Source organism: Burkholderia paludis, assembly GCF_000732615.1.
Taxonomy (GTDB): domain Bacteria; phylum Pseudomonadota; class Gammaproteobacteria; order Burkholderiales; family Burkholderiaceae; genus Burkholderia; species Burkholderia paludis.
Window position 1 is genome coordinate 39,747 of the sequence record NZ_JPGL01000016.1, and the last position, 18,953, is coordinate 58,699.

At 69.4% G+C, this 18,953-nt stretch carries 18 protein-coding genes; 4 read left to right on the forward strand and 14 right to left on the reverse strand.

All coding sequences use genetic code 11. The annotated features are described in order from the left end of the window. Window positions 1-23: 23 nt before the first annotated feature. From GQ56_RS0111900 to GQ56_RS0111915, 4 genes are read right to left on the reverse strand one after another with little or no spacing between them, the layout of a single operon-like run. On the reverse strand, window positions 24-485 hold the full coding sequence (locus GQ56_RS0111900; protein ID WP_031398868.1) for an ExbD/TolR family protein: 462 nt from the start codon (window positions 483-485) through the stop codon (window positions 24-26). Window positions 486-509: 24 nt separating this feature from the next. After that, window positions 510-1,178, reverse strand: a complete 669-nt coding sequence (locus GQ56_RS0111905) for a MotA/TolQ/ExbB proton channel family protein (RefSeq protein WP_031398869.1) — start codon at window positions 1,176-1,178, stop codon at window positions 510-512. Between the two features lie 18 nt (window positions 1,179-1,196). Further along, entirely contained in the window at window positions 1,197-1,994 is a 798-nt protein-coding gene (gene dapB, locus GQ56_RS0111910; RefSeq protein WP_031398870.1) for a 4-hydroxy-tetrahydrodipicolinate reductase, read from the reverse strand. 54 nt (window positions 1,995-2,048) lie between these two features. Then, on the reverse strand, window positions 2,049-2,861 hold the full coding sequence (locus GQ56_RS0111915; RefSeq protein ID WP_031398871.1) for an outer membrane protein assembly factor BamE: 813 nt from the start codon (window positions 2,859-2,861) through the stop codon (window positions 2,049-2,051). A gap of 140 nt (window positions 2,862-3,001) precedes the next feature. Here GQ56_RS0111915 and fur point away from each other — a divergent pair, with 140 nt between their 5' ends. Beyond that, a complete protein-coding gene (fur, locus tag GQ56_RS0111920; RefSeq protein ID WP_031398872.1) occupies window positions 3,002-3,430 on the forward strand; it encodes a ferric iron uptake transcriptional regulator in 429 nt (142 codons plus the stop codon). A gap of 102 nt (window positions 3,431-3,532) precedes the next feature. Here fur and GQ56_RS0111925 read toward each other — a convergent pair whose 3' ends face one another. From GQ56_RS0111925 to GQ56_RS0111935, 3 genes are all read right to left on the reverse strand, one after another. Then, a complete protein-coding gene (locus GQ56_RS0111925; RefSeq protein WP_031398873.1) occupies window positions 3,533-4,066 on the reverse strand; it encodes an ureidoglycolate lyase in 534 nt (177 codons plus the stop codon). 14 nt (window positions 4,067-4,080) lie between these two features. Beyond that, a complete protein-coding gene (alc, locus tag GQ56_RS0111930) occupies window positions 4,081-5,088 on the reverse strand; it encodes an allantoicase (protein ID WP_031398874.1) in 1,008 nt (335 codons plus the stop codon). A gap of 107 nt (window positions 5,089-5,195) precedes the next feature. After that, window positions 5,196-6,518 carry a C4-dicarboxylate transporter DctA gene (locus GQ56_RS0111935; protein WP_031398875.1) on the reverse strand — a complete coding sequence of 441 codons (1,323 nt, stop codon included), beginning with the start codon at window positions 6,516-6,518 and terminating at the stop codon, window positions 5,196-5,198. Window positions 6,519-6,730: 212 nt separating this feature from the next. On the opposite strand from GQ56_RS0111935, the gene GQ56_RS0111940 reads away from it, so the two are divergent. Next, window positions 6,731-7,453 carry a FadR/GntR family transcriptional regulator gene (locus tag GQ56_RS0111940; RefSeq protein WP_031398876.1) on the forward strand — a complete coding sequence of 241 codons (723 nt, stop codon included), beginning with the start codon at window positions 6,731-6,733 and terminating at the stop codon, window positions 7,451-7,453. A 30-nt stretch (window positions 7,454-7,483) separates the two neighbouring features. On the opposite strand, the gene cynR is transcribed toward GQ56_RS0111940, so the two are convergent. Then, window positions 7,484-8,374 carry a transcriptional regulator CynR gene (gene cynR / locus GQ56_RS0111945; protein WP_031398877.1) on the reverse strand — a complete coding sequence of 297 codons (891 nt, stop codon included), beginning with the start codon at window positions 8,372-8,374 and terminating at the stop codon, window positions 7,484-7,486. Between the two features lie 327 nt (window positions 8,375-8,701). On the opposite strand from cynR, the gene GQ56_RS0111950 reads away from it, so the two are divergent. After that, the gene (locus tag GQ56_RS0111950) at window positions 8,702-9,901 is read left to right on the forward strand and encodes an MFS transporter (RefSeq protein WP_031398878.1); all 1,200 of its coding nucleotides are present in this window, start codon (window positions 8,702-8,704) and stop codon (window positions 9,899-9,901) included. A gap of 113 nt (window positions 9,902-10,014) precedes the next feature. On the opposite strand, the gene GQ56_RS0111955 is transcribed toward GQ56_RS0111950, so the two are convergent. The 4 genes from GQ56_RS0111955 to GQ56_RS0111970 form a co-directional block, all read right to left on the reverse strand. Further along, window positions 10,015-11,073, reverse strand: coding sequence for an L-idonate 5-dehydrogenase (locus GQ56_RS0111955; RefSeq protein ID WP_031398879.1), 1,059 nt, complete (start codon window positions 11,071-11,073; stop codon window positions 10,015-10,017). A gap of 10 nt (window positions 11,074-11,083) precedes the next feature. Continuing rightward, the gene (locus GQ56_RS0111960; RefSeq protein ID WP_031398880.1) at window positions 11,084-12,040 is read right to left on the reverse strand and encodes a 2-hydroxyacid dehydrogenase; all 957 of its coding nucleotides are present in this window, start codon (window positions 12,038-12,040) and stop codon (window positions 11,084-11,086) included. Between the two features lie 69 nt (window positions 12,041-12,109). After that, window positions 12,110-13,558, reverse strand: a complete 1,449-nt coding sequence (locus tag GQ56_RS0111965) for an MFS transporter (protein ID WP_031398881.1) — start codon at window positions 13,556-13,558, stop codon at window positions 12,110-12,112. Between the two features lie 138 nt (window positions 13,559-13,696). Next, window positions 13,697-14,470, reverse strand: coding sequence for an SDR family NAD(P)-dependent oxidoreductase (locus GQ56_RS0111970; RefSeq protein WP_031398882.1), 774 nt, complete (start codon window positions 14,468-14,470; stop codon window positions 13,697-13,699). A gap of 151 nt (window positions 14,471-14,621) precedes the next feature. Between GQ56_RS0111970 and GQ56_RS0111975 the strand changes: the two genes are divergently transcribed. Further along, window positions 14,622-15,512 (forward strand): LysR substrate-binding domain-containing protein, encoded by an 891-nt coding sequence (locus GQ56_RS0111975; RefSeq protein WP_031398883.1) that lies wholly within the window; start codon window positions 14,622-14,624, stop codon window positions 15,510-15,512. A gap of 88 nt (window positions 15,513-15,600) precedes the next feature. On the opposite strand, the gene gap is transcribed toward GQ56_RS0111975, so the two are convergent. After that, on the reverse strand, window positions 15,601-16,611 hold the full coding sequence (gene gap, locus GQ56_RS0111980) for a type I glyceraldehyde-3-phosphate dehydrogenase (protein ID WP_014898111.1): 1,011 nt from the start codon (window positions 16,609-16,611) through the stop codon (window positions 15,601-15,603). 87 nt (window positions 16,612-16,698) lie between these two features. Further along, window positions 16,699-18,726, reverse strand: coding sequence for a transketolase (gene tkt, locus GQ56_RS0111985; protein ID WP_052001294.1), 2,028 nt, complete (start codon window positions 18,724-18,726; stop codon window positions 16,699-16,701). Between the last annotated feature and the right edge of the window lie 227 nt (window positions 18,727-18,953).

The window sequence follows — 18,953 nt, forward strand, 5'->3', positions numbered from 1 at the left end:
AGGTACGGACCTGCCGGAGCCGCTCAGCGATTCGCCGGCACGGCGGCCGGTGCGGCGGAACCGCCCGCCTGCGGCGGCACGTCGGTCACGAAGCCGATCCGCGTGAGGCCCGCCGCCTGCGCGGCGCCCATCACCTGCGCGATCACGTCGTAGCGCGTCGCGCGCGACGCGCGCAGCCGCAACTCGGGCGGCGCGCCGCCCGCGGCGGCGGCCCGGAAGCGCGCGGGCAGCGCGTCGAGCGCCACCGGCGCGTCGTCCCAGTACAGCTTGCCCGCGTCGTCGATCGACAACGTGACGGATTGCGGCGTATCGCGCGCGACGCCGGCCGCGACCTTCGGCAGGTCGAGCCGGATCGCATGCGTCATCAGCGGCGCGGTGATGATGAAGATGACGAGCAGCACGAGCATCACGTCGATCAGCGGAGTCATGTTGATCTCCGCCATCGGCGCGGACGTCTTGTGGTGCTCGAGCCCGCCGAATGCCATGGTCGTTCCTCCCGGACGGGCGCGTCAGGCGCCCTGCGCGCACACGAACACGTGCAGGTCGCGCGCGAAGCCGTCGAGCTCCTCGGCGAGCTGCCGCACGAGCCGGCCGAGGATGTTGTAGGCCAGCACCGCGGGAATCGCGACGACGAGCCCGAACGCGGTCATGATCAGCGCCTCGCCGACCGGCCCCGCGACGTTCTCGATCTGCGCCTGCCCGCTCGCGGCGATGCTGCCGAGCGCGTGGTAGATGCCCCACACGGTGCCGAGCAGCCCGACGAACGGCGCGGTGCTGCCGATCGACGCGAGCAGCACCTGGCCGAATTCGAGCCGCCGCTGCGAACGCAGCATCGCGTGCCGCAGCGCCCGCAGCACGCGTTCGCCGCGCTCGACGCGGGCGGCCAGCGCGGCCGGGTCGTGGTCGTCGGCCGCATCGCGCGCGGCTTCGGCGAGCGGCACGAACACGCGCTCGCGATCGGCGCCGGCCAGCGCGGCAATGCCCGCGTCGAGGGACGGCGCGCGCCAGAACGCGGCGAGCGCGCGCGGCCCCTGCCGCTTCGCACGGACCAGCAGCCAGGCTTTCATGAACAGGAAGCACCAGCTGGCGATGGACATCGCCAGCAGCACATAGGCGACGGCGTGCGTGATCGCATCGCCGCTTTCGAGGTAGTGGACAACGCCGGTGGGAATCGCCATCGGAGTTTCCCCGTGGGCTCAGCGCAGGCCGAGCACGTCCTGCATGTCGAACAGGCCGGCGCCGCGCGCCGACAGGAAGCGGACCGCACGCAGCGCGCCCTGCGCGTACGACACGCGGCTCGACGACTTGTGCGTGATCTCGATGCGCTCGCCGATCCCGGCGAACAGCACGGTGTGATCGCCGACGATGTCGCCGCCGCGCACCGCGGCAAAGCCGATCGACGACGGATCGCGCTCGCCCGTCACGCCGTGGCGGCCGTACACCGCGCAATCGTCGAGCGTGCGCCCGAGCGCGCCGGCGACGGCCTCACCCATCATCAGCGCGGTGCCCGACGGCGCATCGACCTTGTGGCGGTGATGCGCCTCGATGATCTCGATGTCGTAGCCGTGCGAGAAATGCTTGGCCGCGAATTCGAGCAGCTTCAGCGTGACGTTCACGCCGACGCTCATGTTCGCCGCGAATACGATGCCGATCCTGGCCGCGGCGGCCTGCAGCCCGGCCTTCTGCTCGGCGGTGAAGCCGGTCGTGCCGATCACGAGCCGCACGTCGTGGCGCAGCGCGGCCTCGATGTGCGCCATCGTGCCTTCCGGACGCGTGAAATCGATCAGGTAATCGGCCTGCGCGAACACGGCGTCGAGGTCGGCGGTCAGCTTGACCCCGGTTTCCTTGCCGAGGAACGCGCCGGCGTCCTGGCCGAGGAACGGCGAATCGGCACGGTCGAGCGCGCCGACGAGCTGCGCGTCGGCATCGTTGAGAACGGCTTCGATCAGCATCCGGCCCATTCGGCCCGATGCGCCGGCAATCGCAATCTTCATGGCTTTCTACACGACAGGTCTAAAGGCGGGCGGCGCATGCCGCCCGGTTCCCGCTTACTGCGACTGGGCCGGCGCGGTGATCGGCTGGTTCTGCAGCGTGTCCGAGCCTTGCGGGCCGACCGGCTGCGCCGCGTCGCTCGACGTGTTCGGCTGCGGCGGACGGTGGAACTGGAACTGCGGCTGGATCGCCGGCACGGCGCCCGGCGGCTGGCCGCCCGGCACCGGCGCGCCGCTGGAAGCCTGCGTCGACGGCGTGAACCGGCGCGCGGCCGCGGTCTGCCCGGACACCTGGTTGGTCGCGCGGTTGGCCGCGCGCGCCGCCTGCTCGTTCGCGTCCTGGCCGGCCGCAGCGGCCGCGTCGGACGGGCCGGCGACGGCCTCCGGCGCCGGCGCGCTCGCCGCTTGCGCGGCGCTCGCGGCGGCGGCAGCCTCGGCGGCCTTCTTCGCCGCCGCGGCCGCCTTCGCCTTCTTGCCGCCGCGGTCGCCGTCGATGTCGGCCAGCAGGTCGAGTTCCGAAGGCAGGTTGTCCGCCCCCGTCCAGCCCGCGACGCGATCGCCCACGAACGTCACGACGAGGTCGCGCTGCTGGACGACGGCGGTCGAGCCGCGCTTGAAGTAGAACAGGTAATCCCAGCGGTCGGCATGGAACATGTCCGCCAGCAGCGGCGTGCCGAGCAGCGTGCGCACCTGCTCGCGCGACATGCCGACCTGCAGCTGCGCGGCCTTCTCCTGCGACACGAAGTTGCCTTGCACGACGGTAATCCGGTAAGGGGTGATGCTCTGCGCGATGCGCTGCGTCACGCTGTCGTACGACGAACAACCAGCCAGCGCGGCAACGGCGGCGGCAGCGATGATGACACTCCGCATGCGGCTCCTCTGAAAGTGCGAAAGAGATTCTGGAATCATTTCCCTCACCGTGCAGGCCCGTGGCAGGCCGCGCGTGTTTCTGGAACGGCGAAAAGCCGGTAACATTGAAGCCCTGCATTGTACTCTAGGGATGCCTAGCCATGACCAATCCGACGGATCTCAAGAATATCGGGCTAAAGGCCACCCTACCGCGCCTGAAGATTCTCGAGATCTTCCAGCAGAGCCCCGTGCGCCACCTGACGGCCGAAGACGTCTACCGGAACCTGCTCAACGAGCAGCTCGACATCGGGCTCGCGACCGTCTACCGCGTGCTCACGCAGTTCGAGCAGGCCGGCCTGCTCTCGCGCAGCAACTTCGAATCCGGCAAGGCCGTGTTCGAGCTGAACGAGGGCTCGCACCACGACCACCTCGTGTGCCTCGATTGCGGCCGCGTCGAGGAATTCTTCGATCCCGAGATCGAAAGCCGCCAGCAGGCGATCGCGAAGGAGCGCGGCTTCCGGCTCCAGGAGCACTCGCTCGCGATGTACGGCTCCTGCACGACCGAGAACTGCCCGCACCGCAAGCACTGAACCGGCGCGACCCGCGCATGCGACACGGCCCGGCCGGCATCTCGCCGCCCGGGCCGTGTACTTTTCCGGCTCCCGCCTGCCGCGCGGGATCGCCGGCAATGCTTACGAAACCCCTTCGATACCCGCGCAAGCCGGTTCGAACGCGAGCCCCCACGCATGGTCGAGCGGGATCTCGTCGCAGTTCGGCTGCGGGCCGCCGCGATCGACGACCACGAAATCGCTGACCGCGTCGAGCGCGAGCAGCGGGTGGTGCCAGACACCCTTCGCATAATTCACGCCCTGCCACCCTTCGGCCAGGAACGCGCGCATCGCGTCGGGCCGGAACTCGCCGGCCGGCGCGACGACGATCGCGTAACGCGACACCGCCGCGAGCGGGATGAACGCCTGGCTGCCGTGCGGATGGCGCTCCATCAGCGTGACCGCGACCGGCAGCGCGCGCGGCTGCGCGCGGAACATGCTGACGAGCGGCCGGCCGCCGTCTGCGCACACGTCGATCGTCGCGAGATCGTGAAAGCGTTCGGTCGTGCCGCCGTTGATCGGGAAATGCCGCGCGCCTTCGAGTGCGATCACGTCGCCGAACGGCGCGAACGCTTCGCGGGTCAGGCGCTCGACGCGCAGGATGGGAGATCCGCTCATGCCGTTGCCCTCCTTCAAGCCGGCTCGCCCCACAGACGCAGGCGCGACACGCCGCCGTCCGGGAAGATGTTGAAGCGCACGTGCGTGACGGGGCCGAGCGCGGCGAGCTGGTCGAACGTGTGGACGTGATCCATCGACAGCTTCTGCTCGCCGAGCAGTTCGGCCCAGAACATCGCCTGCGTGACGAGCGAATCGTCGGTGCCGCCCGCGACCCGCGCGGCCTGCAGCGAGCAGCGGTCGGGGAAATTGCCCTTGAAGAACGCCGTGTCGACCTCGACGCGCCGGATGACGCCCGGCCGCGCAAGCGCGACGATCGCCCAGTCGTTGCCGGGCTCGCGGCGCCGCCGCGTTTCCCAGCCGTCGCCCATGTTCGCGCCGCGCCCCGGCATCAGCATCTGCGAGGCCGCGCCGAAGTGCTGGTTGTTCGCGGCCACCAGGTGGCCGCCGTTCTCGATCGCCGCGAGGTCGACCAGCTCGCCGGCCGGCTGGTCGCGCCAGTCGCGCTGCGGCTGGCCGTACACGCGCAACCGCGCGAGCCCGCCGTCCGGATACAGGTTCACGCGCAGGTGCGTGTACGGTTGCGCATCGGCGACGCTCACGTAGTGATGCGCATTGCCCTGCAGCGTCGTCGCCGGAACGATCGTGCGCCATTCGGCGTTGTCGGGGGGCGTGTCGCCTTCGGCGATACACGCATCGATCGACGCGGCCGGCGGGAAGTTGCCGGTGAAGTGGCTCGTGTCGAGGTCGACGCCGTGAATCACGCCCGGCCGCGCGAGCCGCACCACGCAGAAGTCGTGGCCGGTCGTGCGCTTGCGGCGCGTTTCCCAGCCGTCCATCCACTTGCCGTGGTCGTCATACTTGCCGGGAATGAACACCGCCGGCTCGGGATTGAGCATGCGTTCCTTCGGCGCGAAGAATTCGTCGCTGGCAAACAGCGCCTGCGCACCGAGGCGCGGGTCGGCAAGGTTCATGTAACGCCGTGCGAACGCCGGCGCGTCCGGATCGAGAATGGGGGCTGCCATGTCGTCTCCTGAGGTTCGATGAAGGGCCGGCGCGTCGAGGCGCCGGCCACATGAATGCCGGATGCGCGGGGCGGCCGCGAGCGCCGCCGCTCCGCGCGGGGTCGCGCTCAGAGCGCGTGAGCCTGGTCGCCGGCGACCGGGGCCGCGCGGCCTTCCTCTTCGGCGGGCACGTAGCGCAGCTCGCGATTCAGCACGCGCGTCGCGCGGGCGCGGTCGATGTCGTTCTCCCACACCGCGACCACAACCGTCGCGACGCAGTTGCCGATCAGGTTGGTCAGCGCGCGGGCGATGCCGACGAACCAGTCGACCGGCAGGATCAGCACGAGGCCCAGCACCGGGATCGCGGGGATCGCCGACAGCGTCGCCGCGAGGATCACGATCGCCGACCCGGGGATGCCGTGCGCGCCCTTCGACGTAACGAGCGACACGAGCAGCACGACGATCAGGTCGTGCGTCGACAGCGGCGTATTGGTGGCCTGCGCGATGAACAGCACGGCGAGCGTCAGGTAGATCGAGAAGCCGTCGAGGTTGAACGAATAGCCGGTCGGGATCACGAGGCCGACCGTCGAATCCTTGACGCCCATGTATTCGAGCTTGCGCATCACCTGCGGCAGCACCGCGTCCGACGACGCCGTGCCGAGCACGATCGACAGTTCCTCGCGCAGGTAGCGGATCAGCTTGAACACCGAGAAGCCCGCGAGCCGCATCACCGTACCGAGCACGACCGTGACGAACACGAAGCAGCTCAGGTAGAACACCGCGACGAGGTAGCCGAGCTGCTTGAGCGACGCGACGCCGTACTTGCCGGTCGTGAACGCGATCGCGCCGAGCACGCCGAGCGGCGCGAGCTTGATGATGAAGCCGATGATCCGGAAGAACACGTGCGACAGTTCCTCGATCAGCGAGTTGACGCGCTGCGCCTTGTCGCCGAGCAGCGACAGCGCGGAGCCGAACAGCACCGCGAACACGAGGATCTGCAGGATGTCGCCCTTCGCGAACGCGTCGATCGCGGTCTCGGGGATGATCTTCATCAGGTAGCCGGCCGTGTCCTTCAGGCTCTCGGCGTTCTTCGCATACGACGCGAGCGACGCCGCGTCGAGCGAGCGCAGGTCGATGTTCATCCCGACGCCCGGGCGCGTGAGCCAGGCGAGCACGAGGCCGATGCCGAGCGCGAGCGTCGTCATCACCTCGAAGTAGACGACCGCCTTCAGGCCGACCCGGCCGACCTTCTTCAGATCGCCCGCGTTGGCCATCCCGCTGACCACGACGCAGAACACGATCGGGCCGATCACCATCTTGATCAGCTTCAGGAAGCCGTCGCCGAGCGGCCGTAGCGATTCGGCGAAATGCGGGAAGAACGCGCCGAGCGCGACCCCCAGGATCAATGCGACGACTACCCGGCCAAACAGCGAATTGAGGAATTTCGACACGGCGCTCTCCCGATCCAACGGTTGCAGTTTCGTCTGTTCATACTGGTAAGACCAGTGATGTTATGGTGGATAGTAGGAAGCCGATATAGTGGCGTCAAGGACGGACAAAATAGGGATTTCCCGCCCCTTCGCACGCGTCGTTCCTGCCCCGGCACGAGCCGGGTCGTGGCTTTCCCGTAGGGCGCTCATGCACCGCGCAAGTGCGGATTACAATGCCGGTCAGACCGGCCATCGTTCGCATCATGAAAAATGTTCCACATACCGTGACCGACGCCGCCATCGCGACGATCCGCGACCGGATCGAGACAGGCGTGTATCCGGTCGGCAGCCTGCTGCCGGCCCAGCGCCAGCTCTCCGAGGAGCTGGAGATCAGCCGCGCGTCGCTGCGCGAGGCGCTGTCGACGCTCGAGGCGCTCGGGATGCTGCGCATCCGCGCGGGCAAGGGCGTGTACGTCGAAAGCGCGCAGGCCGCGACCGCGCACGCGTGGCAGTTCGCCGAGCAGTCGTCGCCGCCCGATACCTACCAGATGCGCTATGCGCTCGAGGGGTTCGCCGCGCGGATGGCCGCGCACGTCGTCAGCGACGACGACATCGCGTGGTTCGAGACCAACCTGACCGACCTGCACGCCGCGCTGTCCGACAGCGCGCTCGACGAAGCGTCGCAGCTCGACTTCGACTTCCACATGCGGATCATCCACCTCGCCGGCAACGCGGCGATCGAATCGATCCTGCGCAGCAGCGCCGACATCATGAAGGAAAGCCAGCGGATGCCGTTCTACCGGCGCGAACTGCTGCTGTCGACCTGGCACGAGCACCGCGCGATCGTCGATGCGCTGATCGCGCGCGACGCATCCGCCGCGGGCAGCGCGATCGAGACGCACATCGCGAACGCCGCGCAGCGCGCCGGCATCTTCTTCCCGACGCCGCGCGTGTAACGCGGCCGCGCCGCCGCGTGGTCGCGCCGGTCACCCGCCCGACGGTTCGCGATACGCGAGCGCGCGCTCGATGAACGCGCGCGCCGCGACGCTGCGGTACGCGCCCTTGCGCGTGAGCAGCGCGGCCGTGCGCGTGGGCAGCGGCGGATCGATCTCCAGCGCGCACAGGTCGCTGCTCTCGCGCGCAACCGCGTGAGGCAGCACCGTCGCGAGCCGGCCGCGCCGCACGAGCTCGAGCACGGCGCTGATCGTGTTCGTCTCGATCGCGATCTTCGGCTGCGCGCCATGCTCGATGAAATACCGGTCGATGCGCTCGCGTGTCGCGAACGCGCGGCTCAGCAGCACCAGCGGCTCGCCGCCGAGTTCCGCCGGCGTCAGCGCACGGCGGCGCCGCGCGAGACGGTGCGTGCGGCCCGTCACGAGCGCAAGCGGCTCGTCCCACAGTGGCAGCGCGTCGATGTCCGGCGCACGCGGCGGTACGAACCCGAAGCCCGCGTCGAGACGATCGTCGGCGAGCAGCGCCTCGATGCGCTCTTGCGGCATCGCGTCGATCGTCAGCGCGACGTTCGGATAGTCGGCATGGAACGCGTCGATCAGCGAGCCGCTCAGGTAGGCCGCGAAGGTCGGCATCATCGCGAGCCGCAACGAGCCGCCGCCGAGATCGGCCACGTCGTGCAGCGCACGCTGCCCCGTATCGAGTTCCTGCAGCGCGGCGCGCGCGTGGCGCGCATAGACTTCGCCGAATTCGGTGAGGCGCACCGTGCGGCCCGACCGGTCGAACAGCGGCACGCCGAGCGTCGCCTCGAGCTGGCGGACCTGCTGCGACAGCGTCGGCTGCGACACGTGCAGCGCGTCGGCCGCGCGCGTGAAGCTGCGCTGCTCGGCGACGGCCAGGAAATAGCGGATGTGGCGGAGTAGCATCGCGGCCAATGTATTGGGATTGCCAATGCAGCCCATAAGGATCCAGTCTTGGACGCTATGGGTCGATTCCCGCATCATACCCACATCCGCTCCCGTGCCCCGCGCCTGTCGCCGCACCGGAACGGCACGCCCGGGCCCGCCTTCCCGCGCCCGCCGCACGACGATCCGCCGCCCGCCCGATCCGGGGAGCCGGGCGCGATCCGCCCGGCGCGCAGCGGCTCACCGCCGATCCGTCGACGCCGGCCCCGACCTCCGTCAACCCGCGCAGCCGCCGGCCCCGTGCCGCCGGCCCCGTGCCGCCGGCCTGTCGCCGCCTTTCTCGCGACCATGGAACCGCATCACGACAACCACCCTCCCCTCACTCGTGGCATGACGCTGCTGTTCGCCTGCGCGTGCGGCATCGTCATCGGCAACATCTATTACGCGCAGCCGCTGCTCGCGGCCATCGCGCGAAGTTTCGGGCGCGCGCCGACCGAGCTCGGCTATCTCGTCACGCTGACGCAGCTCGGCTATGCGGCGAGCCTGCTGCTGATCGTCCCGCTCGGCGACGCGGTCAACCGCCACACGCTGATCGTGCGGCTTCTGATGCTCAACGTCGTCGCCCTGGTCGCGGTCACGGTCAGCACGAACTTCACGATGTTCGTCGTCGCGAACGTCGCGGTCGGCTTCGTCACGTGTTCGACCCAGCTGCTCGTGCCGTTCGCGGCGTCGCTCGCCGATGCACGCTCGCGCGGCCGCGCGGTCGGCACCGTGATGAGCGGGCTGCTGCTCGGCATCCTGCTCGCGCGCGTCGCGGCCGGCGCGATCGCCGACGGGTTCGGCTGGCGCGCGGTGTACGGCATCGCCGCGTCGCTGGTGCTCGCGCTGACCGCCGTGCTCGCCGCGAAGCTGCCGAAGGATCGCCGTACCACGCGCGTCGACTACGCGGCGCTGATGAAGTCGCTCGTCGCGCTGGTGCGCGCGCAACCGCTGATCGCGCTGCGCTCCGCCTACGGCGCGCTCGTGTTCGCGTGCTTCAGCCTGCTGTGGACCGGCCTCACGTTCCTGCTGAGCCAGCCGCCGTATGGTTATTCCGAAGGACAGATCGGCCTGTTCGGGATCGTCGGCGCGGTAGGCGCGCTCGCGGCGACGTCGGCCGGCCGGCTCGTCGATCGCGGGCACGGCAATGCGGCGACCGGGCTGTTCGCGGCCGCCGTGCTTGGATCGTTCGCGCTGATCGCGGCCGGCGCGCACTCGCTCGCGGCGCTGATCGCGGGCATCCTGCTGCTCGACGTCGGCGTGCAGGGGATGCACATCTCGAACCAGAGCGTGATCTATGCGCTGGCCGGCAACGCACGCAGCCGCGTGACGACGCTCTACCTGACGAGCTACTTCATCGGCGGCGCGTTCGGGTCGTTCGCGGCGAGCGTCGCGTACGGCAGCGACGGCTGGCGCGGCGTCTGCATCGCGGGCGCGGCGCTGTCGGGCGTACTGATCGCGCTGTGGCTCGCGTCGCAGCGCATCGGCGCGCGGCAGGTCACGCAGTAGTGCGGCAGCGCTTGCGCTGCCACGACGCAAAAAAAGCACGCCGCGCGGATCGCGGGCGTGCCTTTTTCAACGATGCCGGCCTGCCGATGGTACTGCGCGCAGGCGCCGGGCCGTCACGCGGCCTCGTCCGCGAAATCGATCAGCACCTTCATCGCTCGCTGCCGGTCGCCGGCCAGCTCGAACGCGAGGTTCGCGTCGCGCATCGGGAACACGCGCGTGACGGCGGGCCGCAGGTCGACGCGCCCCGCGTTGATCAACTGCACCGCGAGCGCGAATTCCGCATGGAAGCGGAACGAACCGCAGATCGACAGCTCCTTCGCGACCACGACGTTCTGCGGCAGGCTGACGTCGCCGCCGAGCCCGAGCTGCACGACGACGCCGCGCGGCCGCATCACCTCCAGCCCGTCGCGCAGCGCGCGCGCATTGCCGGAACACTCGATCATCACGTCGAACGTGCCCTTGTCGGCGCCGTAGCGCTCGACCCACCCGGCATCGGCCGACGCATTGATCATGCGATCGGCGCCCAGCGCGCCCGCCACCGCCAGCGGCGCATCGACCACGTCGGTCGCGACGATCTCCGCCGCACCATGCACGCGCGCCGCCGCGACCGCCAGCACGCCGATCGGCCCGCACCCCGACACGAGCACGCGCTTGCCGATCAGCGGGCCCGCGCGCGACACCGCATGCAGCCCGACCGCGAACGGCTCGGCGAGCGCCGCGAGCGACAGCGGCACGTGATCGGCCACCTTCACGCACTGCCCCGCGTCGCACACGAGCGCGTTGCGAAACGCCCCCTGCACGTGCGGCATCCGCATCGCGCTGCCGTAGAAGCGCATGTCGAGACACTGGTTCGGCAGCCCTTCGAGGCAGTAGCGGCATGCACCGCACGGCCGGCTCGGATTGACCGCGACGCGATCGCCGACCCTCACCGACGTCACGTCCGGCGCCACTTCCGCGACCGTGCCGGCCACCTCGTGACCGAGCACCATCGGCTGCTGCAGCCGGATCGCGCCGAACCCGCCGTGCCGGAAGTAATGAAGGTCGGAGCCGCAGATGCCGCCCATCGCGACATCGACGCGCACCTGGCCCGGGCCGATCTCGCCCGCGTCCTGCCCCTCGACCCGCAGGTCGTTCGGCCCGTGGATCACGACACACATGCAACGCATACGCATGACACCCTCCTCAGGCGACCGGCGTGAGCAGCGGCTCGCCGGCGAAGTGCGCGGCGAGGTTGTCGCGCACCAGCCAGCCCATCGCCTGGCGCGTCTCGATCGTCCCGCTCGCATGGTGCGGCTGCAGCAGCACGTTCGGCAACGCGAGGAAACGCGGGTCGATGCGCGGTTCGTTCCAGAACACGTCGAGCGCCGCGCCGGCGATCGCGTTGCGCTCGAGCGCATCGAGCAGCGCCGGTTCGTCGACGGTCGTGCCGCGCGACACGTTCACGAGATAGCCCTTCGGCCCGAGCGCGTCGAGCACGGCGGCGTCGACGAGGTGGCGTGTCGTCGGCCCGCCCGCGAGCGTGACGATCAGCAGGTCGCACCAGCCGGCCAGCTCGGCGAGGTCGCCGAAGAAACGGTGCGGGCTGTCCGCGCGCGGCGCGACGTCGAAGTAGCCGAGCTCGACGTCGAAGCCGGACAGCCGGCGCGCGAGCGTCGAGCCGATCCGGCCGAAGCCGACCACGCCGACGCGCTTGCCGTAGAGCCGCGTGACGAGCGGCATGTCGCCGTCGCGCCACGCGCCGGAACGCACGTAGGCGTCGCCGGCGTCGATCCGGCGCATCATCGCGAGCGCGAGCCCGACGCCGAGATCGGCCACGTCGCCGGTCAGCACGTCGGGCGTATTCGTCACGCGAATGCCGCGTGCGCGCGCCGCGGCGAGATCGATCGCGTCGGTGCCGACGCCGTAGCACGCGATGATCTCGAGCTTCGGCAGCGCGGCGATCAGTTCCGCATTCGCGCCGAGATCGCCGCGCGTCGCGAGCGCGCGCACGCCGGCGCCGTGCTCGGCGAGGAACGCCGCGCGGTCGGCGGCTTCCCACAGCCGGTGGACGTCATAGCCGGCCGTCAGCCAGGCGTCGTCCCACGGCTGGTAAGGGCCCGTCATCAGCAGTTCGGGCCGCTGGATCGATTCTTGCGCCATCTGCGCTTGCTCCTGTCGAGGTAAATTGAATGCGAAAGCGTGCCGGGCCGCATCGGCCGCCCGGCCCGGTCATGCGTGCCGGGCGAGCGGGTCGGCATCCGGTGTCGGCGCCGCCTGCGCGGCGTCGAGCGGATCGTCGAGATCGCGGTTCAGCGTTTCGGGCATCCGCGCCGTCGTGAACAGCGTGATCAGCGTCAGCAGCACCAGGTACGCGGCGATCGGCACCCACGCGCGCACGCCGGCCGTGTGGTCACCCCCATGCAGCGCGATCACCGTCGCGATGATCGTCGCGCCGACGAGCGGCGCGATCCCGCCCGCGAGCACCGCCGACACTTCGCGCGAGAACGACACGCCCATGTAGCGGTGACGCGCGCCGAACAGTTCGGGCAGCAGCGCGGCCTGCGCGCCGAGCATCCCCCAGTTCGCGAAGCCCTGCGCGACCGAGATCGCGACGACGCTTGCCACCACGTTCCCCTGGCTGAAGATCCACCACACCGGGAACGCGAGCGCGAGTTGCAGCCACGCGAACGTGCGATACACCCGCACGCGGCCGAAGCGGTCGCTCAGCCGGCCCGCCAGCGGCACCGTGCACGCGCCGACGGTTGCCGCGCACACCAGCGCGAGCGCGCCGATCGGCCCCTTCATCCCGATCACGCCCGCGAGATAGCTGACGGCGAGCGCCTGGTAGATCGACGAGCCGCCGTTCTCGGCCATCCGCAGGCCGATGCCGATCAGCAACGAGCGCTTCGAATGCTGCACGGCGCTCTTCAGCGGATTCGCCAGTACCTGCGCACGCTTCTCGAGCCGCACGAAGGTCGGCGACTCGTGCAGCCGCACGCGCATGTAGATCCCGACCGCGACGATCACCGCGCTGAACAGGAACGGCACGCGCCAGCCCCAGCCGTCCGTCACGCGGTCGAGGTTCGCGAGCAGCAGGAAATAGACGGCGGCCGCGAGCACCGTGCCGAGCTGGATGCCCAGGAACGGCAGCGACGCATAGAAGCCGCGTTTGCCCGGCGGCGCGTATTCGGTCATCAGCACCGCGGCGCCGGCCTGCTCGGCGCCGGCGCCGAGGCCCTGCAGGATCCGTAGCAGGACGAGCAGCGCGGGGGCCCAGTAGCCTGCCGTTTCGAAGGTCGGCAGCACGCCGATCAGCGTGCTCGCGACGCCCATCAGCAGCACCGTCGCCGTCAGCACGAACTTGCGGCCGATCCGGTCGCCGAGCACGCCGAACACAACACCACCGAGCGGGCGCACCGCGAAGCCGACGAAGTAGGTGCCGAAACTCGCGATCAGCCGCATCTCGGCGGTCTGCCCGGGAAAGAACAGCGGCCCGAACACCAGCGCCGATGCGAGCGTGTACAACGCGAAATCGTAGTATTCAAGCGCGCTGCCCAGCGAGCAGGTCCACGCCGCGCGGTTGAGCTGCTTGGGGTCGACGCCGCGGCGCTCGACGGTTTCGCCCGGCGCGCCGGAGCCTGCATCGTGCCGCGCGGGCGGCGGGAAAGTGCGGTCCATCGTTGTCTCCTGTCTCCTGCTTCCGTTCCGGAACCGGGTCGCGCGATGCGCGCCGGGACATCGGCCCGCTCGTGCGGCGGGCTCTTCTGGGAATTCGGATGCCGGCCGTGGCCGGCGCGACGGCGCGAACGCCGCCGCTCAGACGGCGGCGGTCAGGCCGCCGTCGACGAACAGCGTCTGGCCGTTCACGAAATCGGATGCGGCCGACGCGAGGAAAATCGCCGCGCCGCACAGCTCGTCGACGCGCCCCCAGCGGCCGGCCGGCGTGCGCTTGCACAGCCAGTCCGAGAACGCCGCGTCATCGACCAGCGCGCGGTTGAGTTCGGTTTCGAAATAGCCGGGTGCGAGGCCGTTGGCCTGGATGCCGTGGCGCGCCCAGTCGGCGCACATGCCTTTCGTCAGCATCCGCACAGCGCCCTTGGTCGCCGCATACGGCGCGATCGTCGGCCGCGCAAGCTCGCTCTGCACCGAGCAGATGTTGATGATCTTCCCGCGGCCGCGCGCGATCATGTGCCGCGCGACGGCCTGCGCGACGTTGAACACGCCGTCGAGGTTCACGCGCATCAGCGCCTGCCAGTCGTCGGGCTCGAACGCGTCGAGCGGCGCGCGGCGCTGGATGCCCGCGTTGTTCACGAGGATGTCGATCGCGCCGACGCGCGCCTCGAAATCGTCGACCGCCGCACGCACCTGCGCATGCTCGGCGACGTCGAATACTGCGTAGTCGGCCGTGAAGCCTTCCTCGCGCAGGTGCCGCACGAGCGTCGCGGCCTTCTCCTCATTGCGATCGTTGATGACGATCGCGGCGCCGGCTTCGGCCAGCCCGCGGGCGAGCGTCAGCCCGATCCCGCGTCCGGAACCGGTAATCAGTGCGCGGCGGCCGTCGAGGCGGAACCGGTCAAGCGCGTGGGTCATGCGTGTCTCCTCGTGCCAAGGGAGCCGGCTGCCCGTCGCGGCCGGTCTCGCGTTGACGGTATCTTCGGCCGCCGGCCGGGGGCCGTGCCAATGGTCTTTTTTGATCCGGTTATCATGAAATCTGATTACCGATCTCCCGTACCCGCCGCCCATGGAACTCAAGCAATTGCGCGCCTTCGTCACGCTCGCGGAAGAGCTGCATTTCGGGCGCGCCGCGCAGCGCCTGTTCATCGTGCAGCCCGCGCTGAGCATGCAGATCAAGGCGCTCGAGGAAGAACTCGGCGCGCGCCTGTTCGAGCGCGACCGGCACAAGGTCGAGCTGAGCGACACGGGGCGCGTGTTCCTGCCCGAAGCCCGCGCCACGCTGCAGCAGGCCGCGCGCGCGGAGCAGATGGCGCGGCTGTCGAGCCGCGGCGAGATCGGCACGCTGCGGATCGCGTTCGTGTCGTCGGTGCTGTCCGCGCTGCTGCCGGCCGTGCTGCGCACGATGCGCGAGCGCTATCCACTGATCGCGCTCGAACTGAAGGACATGCCGACGCCCGACCAGATCGCCGCGCTGCGCGACCGGCGGATCGACTTCGGGATGATCCGGCTGCCGGCCGCCTATGCGGGCATCGACACGCGCGTGGTGCTCGAGGAAGGCTTCGTCGTCGCGCTGCCGCTCGACCATCCGCTGGCCGCACACGACGCGATCGCGCCGGCGGCGCTGCGCGGCCAGCCGGCGTTCGTACTCGCGCGCCGCTACGCGCCGGGCTTTCACGACGACATGCTGCTCGCGCTGAGCCGCGCGGGCACGACGCTCGAGATTGCACAGGAGTTCGGCGAATTCACGACGATGCTGGCGCTCGTCGCGGCGGGGATGGGCATCGGGCTGATCCCGGCGGAAGCCGCCAGCGCGCTGCCGCCGAACGTGCTCGCGCGGCCGCTCGATCTGGCCGGACACCGCACCGGCATCGGCCTCGCGTGGACCGACCTCGACAGCCCGCTGAAGCGCGCCTTCGTCGCCGCGCTCGAGCAGGTGACGGCAACGCCGGGGCCCTGAGCCCGGACAATAAAAAAGCCCGGCCGGAAAACCGGGCCGGGCTCGTTCGCCGCGCAGGCCGCCTGGCGGCGGCTGCGCAACGCGGCGATTACTTCGCGTTCGCGAACGCGACTGCCGTATCCAGCATGCGGTTCGAGAAACCCCACTCGTTGTCGTACCAGCTCGACACCTTGACGAGGCGGCCCGACACCTTGGTCAGCGTCGCGTCGAACGTCGACGAAGCCGGGTTGTGGTTGAAGTCGATCGACACCAGCGGTGCGTCGTTGTAGCCGAGGATGCCCTTCAGCGCGCCTTCCGATGCTTCCTTCATGATCGCGTTGACTTCCTCGACCGTCGTGTCGCGCTTGGCGATGAACGACAGGTCGACGACCGACACGTTGATCGTCGGGACGCGGATCGCGTAGCCGTCGAGCTTGCCGTTCAGTTCCGGCAGCACGAGGCCGACGGCCGACGCAGCGCCCGTCTTCGTCGGGATCTGGCTGTGGGTCGCCGAACGCGCACGGCGCAGGTCTTCGTGATAGACGTCCGTCAGCACCTGGTCGTTCGTGTACGCGTGGATCGTCGTCATCAGGCCGGTTTCGAGGCCGATCTTGTCGTTCAGCGGCTTGACGAGCGGTGCGAGGCAGTTCGTCGTGCACGATGCGTTCGAGATGACCGTGTGCTCGGCCTTCAGCACGTTGTGGTTCACGCCGTAGACGATCGTTGCGTCGACGTCCTTGCCGCCCGGCGCCGAGATGATCACCTTCTTCGCGCCGCCCTTCAGGTGCGCGCTGGCCTTTTCCTTGGTCGTGAAGAAGCCCGTGCATTCCATCACGACGTCGACGCCCAGCTCGCCCCACGGCAGTTCGGCCGGGTTGCGGTTCGCCAGCACGCGGATCTTGTCGCCGTTCACGACGAGGTAATCGCCGTCGACCGACACTTCGCCCGGGAACTTGCCGTGCGCGGTGTCGTACTGGGTCAGGTGCGCGTTGGTCTTCGCATCGCCCAGGTCGTTGATCGCGACGATCTCGAGATCGTGCTTCTTGCCGTTTTCATAGAACGCGCGCAGCGTGTTGCGGCCGATACGGCCGTAGCCGTTGATTGCGACGCGAATCGTCATGGTCTATCTCCTGATGGCTGAAAAAATTCGTTTCGTGCAGCTTCACGGTGCGACGCGCGCGAGGGGTGGCGCGCGTCGCGTAGGTTCTCAGGCCAGCACGGCCTTCGCGGTTTCGACGACGTGCTCGACGGTGAAGCCGAAGTGCTTGAACAGCACGCCGGCCGGCGCCGATTCGCCGAACGTGTCGATCCCGACGACGCCGCCTTCGAGGCCGACGTACTTGTGCCAGAAGGCCGTCACGCCCGCTTCGATCGCGACGCGGCGCACGCCGTGCGGCAGCACGCGTTCGCGGTATTCGGCGTCCTGGCGGTCGAACACGTTGGTCGACGGCATCGACACGACGCGGGCCGCGATGCCCTGCTGCGCGAGCGGCTCGACGGCCTTCATCGCGAGTTCGACTTCCGAGCCCGTCGCGATCAGGATGATCTTGCGCGCGACGATCTCTTCGTCCCAGTCCTTCAGCACGTAGCCGCCCTTGTCGATGTTCGCGATCTGCGCATCGGTACGCGGGTTGAACGCGAGGTTCTGGCGGCTGAAGATCAGGCTCGACGGACGGTCTGCGGCAACTGCGTGGGTCCACGCGACGGCCGTCTCGACCGTGTCGGCCGGACGCCACACGTCGTGGTTCGGGATCAGGCGCAGGCTCGACACGTGCTCGATCGACTGGTGCGTCGGGCCGTCTTCGCCGAGGCCGATCGAATCGTGCGTGAACACGAAGATCGACGGCACCTTCATCAGCGCGGCCACGCGCAGCGCGTTGCGGCTGTAGTCGGAGAACGTCAGGAACGTGCCGCCGAACGGCTTGTGGCCGCCATGCAGCGCGAGGCCGTTGATCGCGGCGCTCATGCCGAATTCGCGCACGCCGTAGTTGATGTGGTTGCCGAGCGCGACGCCCGGGCCTTGCGGATTCGCGCGGACGGCCTTCGAGGCCTTCCAGTTGGTCAGGTTCGAGCCGGTCAGGTCGGCCGAGCCGCCGAGCAGTTCCGGCAGTGCGGCGGCCAGGCCTTCGATCGCCTGCTGCGACGCCTTGCGGGTCGCCACCGTCTCGCCGCGCTCGTTCGCGCCGGCGATGATCGCCGCGGCCTTTTCGGCCCAGTCGGCCGGCAGCGCGTTGGCCATCCGGCGCTCGAATTCGGCCGCTTCCGCCGGGAACTGCGCGCGATACTGCGCGAACGTCGCATCCCATTCGGTTTCCGCGTGCTTGCCGGCTTCCTTCGCGTCCCACGCCGCATAGACTTCCTGCGGAATCACGAACGGCGCCCAGGTCCAGCCGAGCGCTTCGCGCGTCTTCGCGATTTCTTCCGCGCCGAGCGCCGCGCCGTGCACGTCGTGGCCGCCGGCCTTGGTTGCCGCGCCCTGGCCGATCACCGTCTTGCAGCAGATCAGCGTCGGCTTGTCCGACAGCTTCGCCTTCGCGATGGCCGCGTCGACCGCGTCGACGTCATGGCCGTTCACGTTCGGGATCACGTTCCAGCCGTACGCTTCGAAGCGCTTCGGCGTGTCGTCGTGGAACCAGTTCACGACGTCGCCGTCGATCGAGATGCCGTTGTCGTCGTACAGCGCGATCAGCTTGTTCAGCTTCAGCGTGCCGGCGAGCGAGCAGGCTTCGTGCGAGATGCCTTCCATCAGGCAGCCGTCGCCGAGGAACACGTACGTGTGGTGATCGACGATCTTCGCGCCGTCGCGGTTGAATTCGTCCGCCATCAGCGCTTCGCCGAGCGCCATGCCGACCGCGTTCGCGAGGCCCTGGCCGAGCGGGCCGGTGGTCGTCTCGACCCCCGGCGTGATGCCGTACTCCGGGTGACCCGGCGTCTTCGAGTGCAGCTGGCGGAAGTTCTTCAGCTCTTCCATCGGCAGGTCGTAGCCGGTCAGGTGCAGCAGCGCGTACAGCAGCATCGAGCCATGGCCGTTCGACAGCACGAAGCGGTCGCGGTCCGCCCAGTGCGGATTCGTCGGGTTGTGCTTCAGGTGGCGCGACCAGAGCGCGACGCCGATTTCGGCCATGCCCATCGGCATGCCGGGGTGGCCGGAGTTCGCTTGCTGGACGGCATCCATCGCGAGCGCGCGGATCGCGTTGGCCATCAGGGTGGTAGAGGCGGGAGACGAAGTCGTCATGTCGAGTCCGGAGAACGAGTCGAGGAAACGGGGCACGGCGGCATCCGGAAGCTCGGGCGTCGATCGTTCCCGGCGCGCGGTGCGGCGCCTGACGGACGCGAAGCGGACGGAGCCTACGGACGAGGCTGCAAAGCTCGACATTTTAACAGATGGGCTGACATTTCCCTTGTCCGCGCCTAGTGTTCCGGCACGGTTTTCAGCCAAACCGCACGCCTCCTATAATTCAG